The organism is Bradyrhizobium sp. CIR18, assembly GCF_014198295.1.
Lineage (GTDB): Bacteria > Pseudomonadota > Alphaproteobacteria > Rhizobiales > Xanthobacteraceae > Bradyrhizobium.
Genome location: NZ_JACIHF010000009.1, coordinates 306,273 through 313,021, shown reverse-complemented (window position 1 = coordinate 313,021; position 6,749 = coordinate 306,273). Strand labels below are relative to the sequence as shown.

General features: G+C 63.7%; 9 protein-coding genes. 5 read left to right on the top strand and 4 right to left on the bottom strand.

Annotation, left to right across the window (positions count from 1 at the left end):
- The 5 genes from GGD65_RS26675 to GGD65_RS26655 form a co-directional block, all read left to right on the top strand.
- Positions 1-288: response regulator (locus tag GGD65_RS26675; protein WP_183237133.1), on the top strand; the 288-nt coding region annotated here is incomplete at its 5' end.
- A 24-nt stretch (positions 289-312) separates the two neighbouring features.
- Complete coding sequence (locus tag GGD65_RS26670) at positions 313-786, top strand: chemotaxis protein CheW (RefSeq protein WP_179734749.1); 474 nt, start codon at positions 313-315, stop codon at positions 784-786.
- Between the two features lie 72 nt (positions 787-858).
- Positions 859-1,224: a PleD family two-component system response regulator gene (locus GGD65_RS26665; protein WP_007600538.1), complete on the top strand. Its 366-nt coding sequence runs from the start codon at positions 859-861 to the stop codon at positions 1,222-1,224.
- 75 nt (positions 1,225-1,299) lie between these two features.
- Positions 1,300-2,490 (top strand): chemotaxis response regulator protein-glutamate methylesterase, encoded by a 1,191-nt coding sequence (locus tag GGD65_RS26660; protein WP_183237132.1) that lies wholly within the window; start codon positions 1,300-1,302, stop codon positions 2,488-2,490.
- Positions 2,487-3,359, top strand: a complete 873-nt coding sequence (locus GGD65_RS26655; protein ID WP_183237131.1) for a protein-glutamate O-methyltransferase CheR — start codon at positions 2,487-2,489, stop codon at positions 3,357-3,359. Before GGD65_RS26660 ends, GGD65_RS26655 begins: the two co-directional genes overlap by 4 nt.
- A gap of 159 nt (positions 3,360-3,518) precedes the next feature.
- Here GGD65_RS26655 and GGD65_RS26650 read toward each other — a convergent pair whose 3' ends face one another.
- The 4 genes from GGD65_RS26650 to ctrA all read right to left on the bottom strand — a co-directional run bounded on the left by GGD65_RS26650 (position 3,519) and on the right by ctrA (position 6,374).
- A complete protein-coding gene (locus GGD65_RS26650; protein ID WP_183237130.1) occupies positions 3,519-4,679 on the bottom strand; it encodes a glutathionylspermidine synthase family protein in 1,161 nt (386 codons plus the stop codon).
- 2 nt (positions 4,680-4,681) lie between these two features.
- Positions 4,682-5,083, bottom strand: a complete 402-nt coding sequence (locus tag GGD65_RS40340) for a hypothetical protein (protein ID WP_179734740.1) — start codon at positions 5,081-5,083, stop codon at positions 4,682-4,684.
- Position 5,084: 1 nt separating this feature from the next.
- On the bottom strand, positions 5,085-5,489 hold the full coding sequence (locus GGD65_RS26640) for a DUF350 domain-containing protein (protein ID WP_026201752.1): 405 nt from the start codon (positions 5,487-5,489) through the stop codon (positions 5,085-5,087).
- A gap of 183 nt (positions 5,490-5,672) precedes the next feature.
- Positions 5,673-6,374 carry a response regulator transcription factor CtrA gene (gene ctrA / locus GGD65_RS26635; protein WP_008138878.1) on the bottom strand — a complete coding sequence of 234 codons (702 nt, stop codon included), beginning with the start codon at positions 6,372-6,374 and terminating at the stop codon, positions 5,673-5,675.
- Between the last annotated feature and the right edge of the window lie 375 nt (positions 6,375-6,749).

Below are 6,749 nucleotides of genomic sequence, written 5' to 3'. Positions count from 1 at the left end.
CTGGCTGCGCTGCGGGCCCAGAGCTTCGATGTGGTCCTGACCGACATCGAGATGCCCGACATGAACGGGTTCGAGTTCGCGGAAGTTATCCGCTCGGACAACAATCTCGGCTCGATGCCGATCATCGGCCTGTCCGCGCTGGTGTCGCCGGCGGCGATCGAGCGCGGCCGCCAGGCCGGCTTCCACGACTATGTCGCCAAGTTCGACCGTCCCGGTCTGATCGCGGCGCTGAAGGAGCAGACCGCGGGCGCCGCCGGCGCCTCCGAGCTGAACCGGGCGGCGGCCTAAGGGACGGGACCAGGAGATACGCCTATGACCAGCAAGAAGACCCAGTCCAGCGAAGGCGCCATGGTCGAATACGTCACCGCGATGATCGGCGGCCAGCTGTTCGGGCTGCCGATCTCCCGCGTCCAGGACGTGTTCATGCCCGAACGCGTCACCCGCGTGCCCTTGTCCTCGCGCGAGATCGCGGGCGTGCTGAACTTGCGCGGCCGCATCGTCACCGTGGTCGACATGCGCGCCCGGCTCGGCCTGCCGCAGCCCGAGGACGGCAAGGTGCCGATGGCGGTCGGCGTCGACCTCCGCGGTGAATCCTATGGCCTCCTGATCGACCAGATCGGCGAGGTGCTGCGCCTGCCCGAAGCCGGCATGGAAGAAAATCCCGTCAACCTCGATCCCCGCATGGCCAAGCTCGCCGGCGGCGTCCACCGCCTCGAGGGCCAGCTCATGGTCGTCCTCGACGTCGATCGCGTCCTCGAGCTCGCGCCGGAAATGATGGCGGCCTGATACGGCGGCTCGCCGCCGACGTGCCAGTAATTGGAAGTGCCCCCCGCAAAGGGGGAGGAAGCAGAGGTTCACATGCGAACTTGTCTCGTCGTTGATGATTCCAGCGTCATCCGCAAGGTTGCGCGCCGGATCCTGGAGGGCCTCGACTTCCAGATCCTCGAAGCCGAGGACGGTGAGAAGGCGCTGGAGGCCTGCAAGCGCGGCTTGCCCGATGCGGTGCTTCTCGACTGGAACATGCCCGTGATGGACGGCTACGAGTTCCTCGGCCATCTCAGGCGCATGCCCGGCGGCGATCAGCCCAAGGTGGTGTTCTGCACCACCGAGAACGACGTCGCGCATATCGCGCGCGCGCTGCATGCCGGCGCCAACGAATACATCATGAAGCCGTTCGACAAGGACATCGTGACGGCGAAATTCCAGGAAGTCGGCCTCATCTGAGCGATCTGCCTGAGTCCGAAGGGATTCTTCGGCGCATGTTTTCAACTGTACCCTTTCAGTCTGAGTTGGTGAGTAATGAGTGTTGCGTTCGCAGGTAATTCGGCCACGACCGGCTCGCGCGATGCGGGGCCGCTACGGGTGATGATCGTCGACGACTCCGTCGTCATCCGCGGTCTGATCTCGCGGTGGATCGGCGCCGAGCACGACATGGAGGTCGCTGCCTCGCTGCGCACCGGGCTCGAAGCGGTCAACCAGATCGAACGCATCAATCCTGACGTTGCCGTGCTCGACATCGAAATGCCCGAGCTCGACGGCATCTCGGCGCTGCCGCAGCTGCTTGCGAAGAAGCGCGATCTCGTCATCATCATGGCCTCGACGTTGACCCGCCGTAACGCGGAGATCAGCTTCAAGGCGCTGTCGCTCGGCGCCGCCGATTACATTCCGAAGCCAGAATCGACGCGCGAGGCGTCGGCCGCCGACATCTTTCATCACGACCTGATCCAGAAGATCCGCCATCTCGGTGCGCGGCTGCGTCGCAAGGCCGCGGTGGCAAGCCCGCCGCTGGCGCCGGCGAGCCCGGCTCGGGCCCCGCGTAGTCCTGTTGCGCGGCCCGCAGTGCCCGCTCCGGCGGTGCCTGCTGCGTCATCCGGGGCGCTCACCATGCGCCCGTTCTCCATTCAGACCCCCAAGGTGCTGCTGATCGGCTCCTCGACCGGCGGTCCGCAGGCGCTGATGGCGCTCGTCACCGAGCTCGGCCCGGTGATCGACCGCTTCCCGGTGCTGATCACCCAGCACATGCCGCCGACCTTCACCACCATCCTTGCCGAGCATTTGGCGCGTTCGAGCCGTAAGCCGGCCGCCGAGGCGGTCGACGGCGAGCCGGTGAAGCCGGGACGGATTTATCTCGCGCCCGGCGGCAAGCACATGCGCGTGGCGCGCAGCGGTGCGGACACCGTGATCGCGCTCGACGACGGCCCCGCCGTCAATTTCTGCAAGCCCGCGGTCGATCCGCTCTTCACCTCCGCCATCGACATCTGGCACGGCAGCATCCTCTCCGTGATCCTGACCGGGATGGGCTCGGACGGCATGCGCGGCGGCAAGGACATCGTTGCCGCCGGCGGCAGCGTCATCGCGCAGGACGAAGCCTCCAGCGTGGTCTGGGGCATGCCGGGCGCGGCGGCCAATGCCGGCATCTGCGCGGCGATCCTGCCGCTCAACCAGATCGGCGCCAAGGTCAACCGCCTGTTCGCGGGAGATCGCGCGTGACGCCGGTTGACTACGATTATGTGCGCAAGTTCCTGAAAGAGCGCTCCGGCCTCGATCTGTCGCCCGACAAGCAATATCTGGTCGAGAGCCGGCTCTTGCCGCTGGCGCGCAAGGCGAGTCTATCAGGCATTCCCGATCTGGTGCTGAAGATCAGGAACGGCGATGGCCGGCTTGCGACCGACGTGGTCGAAGCGATGACCACCAACGAGACCTTCTTCTACCGCGACAAGATCCCGTTCGATCATTTACGCGACACCATCCTGCCGGGCCTGATCAAGGCGCGGGCGGCGCGCAAGAGCTTGCGCATCTGGTCGGCGGCGTCGTCGACGGGGCAGGAGCCCTATTCGATCGCGATGTGCGTGAAGGAGATGGGCGCAGCATTGGCCGGCTGGCGCATCGAGATCGTCGCCACCGATCTGTCGCAGGAGGTGCTGGAGAAATCCAAGGCCGGCATCTACAGCCAGTTCGAGGTGCAGCGCGGCCTGCCGATCCAGCACCTGATGAAGTACTTCACGCAATCCGGCGAGACCTGGCAGCTCCATGCCGACATTCGCGCCATGGTGCAGTTCCGCCAGCTCAATCTGCTGCAGGACTTCTCCCATCTCGGCACCTTCGACGTGATCTTCTGCCGCAACGTGCTGATCTATTTCGACCAGGACACCAAGGCGGTGATCTTCGAGCGGATGGCGAAGGGCCTGGAGGCCGACGGCACGCTGTTGCTGGGCGCTGCGGAATCGGTCGTCGGCATCACCGATGCGTTCCGTCCCATCGCCGAGCGCCGCGGTCTCTACCAGCTCAACCCCGCACGCTCCGGCCGACCCATGGGCGGATTGATGCCGCCGTCGTTGAAGGTTGCCGCGGCGCGGTGATCCTTCCGCGAGTCCGGAATTGTAGGGTGGGCAAAGGCGCACTTGCGCCGTGCCCACCATCGATCCAACACTGCAACAGAAATGGTGGGCACGCTTCGCTTTGCCCACCCTACGATACTTTCAATTGCGCCGAGAGATACGTCTCATGCGCCATTGCACTCACAAAATCGCATGCGGCAGAAATCGCGAGCGGTTGCCGGTGATCGGGCTCTCGTCCTCGCGGATCGACAGGCCGCACGGCTCGTGATTCACCAACCAGCTTCCGATCACCGGATAAAAGCCTGAGAAATTCGGCAGCGGCGAGAGCGCCTGGCGCACAAAACCTTCGGCGCCGTAGGGACCTTCCTGCTCGTCGAGCGATACGCCGCCGGACACGATCGTGACGTTGGCGCCTTCGCGCGACAACAGCGGCTTGCGTACGTAGGATGTTCCGAGCTCCGCTGCCCGCGCGTCATCCTCGAAGAACGCTGGCAGCAGATGGGGATGGTTCGGAAACATCTCCCAGAGCAGCGGCAAGATGCCCTTGTTGGAGAGCACCGCCTTCCACGGCGGCTCGATCCAGCGCGTGGCTGCGTCCTTCAGCTTTGCGCCGAAGGAATCGTGGAACATCCATTCCCAGGGATAGAGCTTGAAGGCGAGTGCGATGTCGGCCTCGTCGAGATCGACGAAGCCGCCAGGCTCATCGCGCCAGCCGACCTCTTCGATGTCGAGCAGCCTGGTCGAGAGGCCGGCCTGGCGCGCGGTGTCTTCGAGATAAGCGAGCGTGCCGGCGTCTTCCGAGTTGTCGGTGGTGCCGGTGAGATGGACGTGACGGCCCGCGGCGATCTCCTTCCACGCCGCGATCAGTCGCTCATGGATGGAGTTGAACTGATCGGCGCGAACAGGGACGATACGGCGCTCGATCGCCTGCTCGAGCCAGGTCCATTGAAACACCGCGGCCTCGAAGATCGAGGTCGGCGTATCCGCGTTGTATTCGAGCAGTTTTGCCGGCGACTTGCCGTCGAACTTCAAATCGAGCCGGCCATAGAGGCTGCGGTCGTCGCGCTGCCAGCTCTCTGCGATCAAATTCCAGAACGCTTCCGGAATCTGCAAGCGCCGCAGGTATCGCTCCTCGCCGATGACGCGGCCGGCAAGCTCCAGGCACATCGCCTCGATCTCGGCGGTCGGCGTCTCGATGCCGCGCTCGATCTCGTCGAGCGTGAAGCCGTAATAGGCGCGCTCGTCCCAATAGCGTTCGCCGTCGATGGTGTGGAAGACGAAGCCGCATTGCGCCGCGGTCTCTCGCCAATCGTCGCGCTCCAGGCACGTGATGCGCTGCATTGTTAGCCTCCACCCGAGAAGCCATGGCCGAACGAGCCGAAGCCGCCGCGGCTGACGCTGCTGTGGCCGGAATCGGACGACGTGCCCGATGAGGAGTGGCTCGAGGAATCGCTGCTGAAGAAGCTCGACCGTGACGACCAGCGCGAACTGCCGCTGCTCGAGGAGCTGCTTCTGCTGCTGCAATTGGTGCTTGTCTGCACCGCCGGGTCCGTTCCGGGCGGAGGGGGCTCGCAATTCTGCCGCGGCATCATCGTGTACGCGGTGGTGCCGACCGCGAGCGTGCCCATCACCAGCAGCGCGACATGGCCGGAGCGCTTCACCGGCTCTTTGGCCGGCAACGGCAATGGCTGTGGCAGGCGTGGCCGGCGCTTGCCGAACTGCTTGTTGGAAGGTTTGTCGGCCATCTCAATAGATCATGCTGGCGGCGTTGAGCAGTCCCGCCGCGAGTGAGGACAGCCCGAGCCAGATGGCCGGCGCCAGCTCGCCGGCCGCGATCCGCGCCGACAGGTTCGGCACCGGCACGCGCACGAGAAAGAACACGATGACCTGCACGATCAGTGCGATCATCGCCCAGATCAGGCAGTCCAGCACGTTGGCCGAATGTGCGATGGCGCTGACCAGCGGCGCCACGAAGCCGAGCAGGCTGAGGCCGAGCGCGATCGCCGCCGCCGGCTCGTTGTCGCGGATCAGCTGGAACTCGTTATGCGCGGTGATGCGGGTATAGACGAACAGATACGCCACGATCGCGATCAGCCCGGTGCAGAAATAGACCAGGAAGGCGGGCAGGCCGGCCAGTGATTGCAGGATCATCGTTCCCCCATCGTGCAGCGACCATTCGTCGATGGGAGGAGGATAGCGGTTCAATGGCGGGAGGGCGATGAAGCCGCCTTTGAACCGCCTTGGCATCCCCAAAAAACAAAACCCCGCCATTTGCGGCGGGGTCCAGGCTGGGAGGAGCAAGCCCGGGAGGGCTTGCGACGTAAACCCAGAAGATCAGGCGGGAATGCGCTCTTCGTGCTCGTGCGGCTCGCGCAGCACGTAGCCGCGGCCCCAGACGGTCTCGATGAAATTGCGTCCCTCGGAAGCGTTGGCCAGCTTCTTGCGGAGCTTGCAGATGAAGACGTCGATGATCTTCAGCTCGGGCTCGTCCATGCCGCCATAGAGATGGTTGAGGAACATTTCCTTGGTGAGGGTCGTGCCCTTGCGGAGCGAGAGCAGCTCCAGCATCTGATATTCCTTGCCGGTCAGATGCACGCGCTGGCCGCCGACTTCCACCGTCTTGGTGTCGAGGTTGACGACGAGGTCGCCGGTCTGGATGACCGACTGGGCGTGACCCTTGGAGCGGCGCACGATCGCATGGATGCGGGCCACCAGCTCGTCTTTATGGAAGGGCTTGGTCATGTAGTCGTCGGCGCCGACGCCGAGACCCTTGACCTTGTCCTCGATGCCGGCGAGGCCGGAGAGGATCAGGATCGGGGTCTTGATCTTGGAGACCCGAAGCTGCTTGAGCACGTCGTAGCCGGACATGTCGGGCAGGTTGAGGTCGAGAAGGATAATGTCGTAATCGTATAATTTACCGAGATCGACGCCTTCTTCCCCCAAATCGGTCGTGTAGACGTTGAAGCTCTCAGACTTCAGCATCAGCTCGATCGACTGCGCGACGGCGCTGTCATCTTCAATCAGCAAAACGCGCATGCCAGTTCCCCATAGTCGCCGCTCCTGGGCGTCAGGTCGGCCGCATTCGCGGCACTCAACAAAACGCCTTTGAACAACTGATTCGGATCCTGACAACAGATGGTTAACAAATCCTGATTCTGGAACGCAAGTCCCCCGGGTGCAATTTTTGTCGAATCGCCCTAAGGTCTTGTGTACGAAGCAGCTTTCGTCACCCGGTTCTGTTCAAGTTCCACTTTAAGAGACGGGCCTAACCGACTCCCGCGACTCAGCCTTCTTCTGAAGGGGAGTCACGCTCAGTCACAAAGACAGTGACGCAATGATTAATGATGCGGGTAAACACGAAGTTAAGCGCCGTTCAGAAATATGGCGAAACTTAAGGTTTTCCCCGTGAAG

Bases quoted from the DNA above. Each gene is read 5' to 3' on its own strand.
- GGD65_RS26670 (WP_179734749.1), top strand. From the start codon at position 313: ATGACCAGCAAGAAGACCCAGTCCAGCGAAGGCGCCATGGTCGAATAC.
- GGD65_RS26665 (WP_007600538.1), top strand. From the start codon at position 859: ATGCGAACTTGTCTCGTCGTTGATGATTCCAGCGTCATCCGCAAGGTT.
- GGD65_RS26660 (WP_183237132.1), top strand. From the start codon at position 1,300: ATGAGTGTTGCGTTCGCAGGTAATTCGGCCACGACCGGCTCGCGCGAT.
- GGD65_RS26650 (WP_183237130.1), bottom strand. From the start codon at position 4,679: ATGCAGCGCATCACGTGCCTGGAGCGCGACGATTGGCGAGAGACCGCG.
- GGD65_RS40340 (WP_179734740.1), bottom strand. From the start codon at position 5,083: ATGGCCGACAAACCTTCCAACAAGCAGTTCGGCAAGCGCCGGCCACGC.
- GGD65_RS26640 (WP_026201752.1), bottom strand. From the start codon at position 5,489: ATGATCCTGCAATCACTGGCCGGCCTGCCCGCCTTCCTGGTCTATTTC.
- ctrA (WP_008138878.1), bottom strand. From the start codon at position 6,374: ATGCGCGTTTTGCTGATTGAAGATGACAGCGCCGTCGCGCAGTCGATC.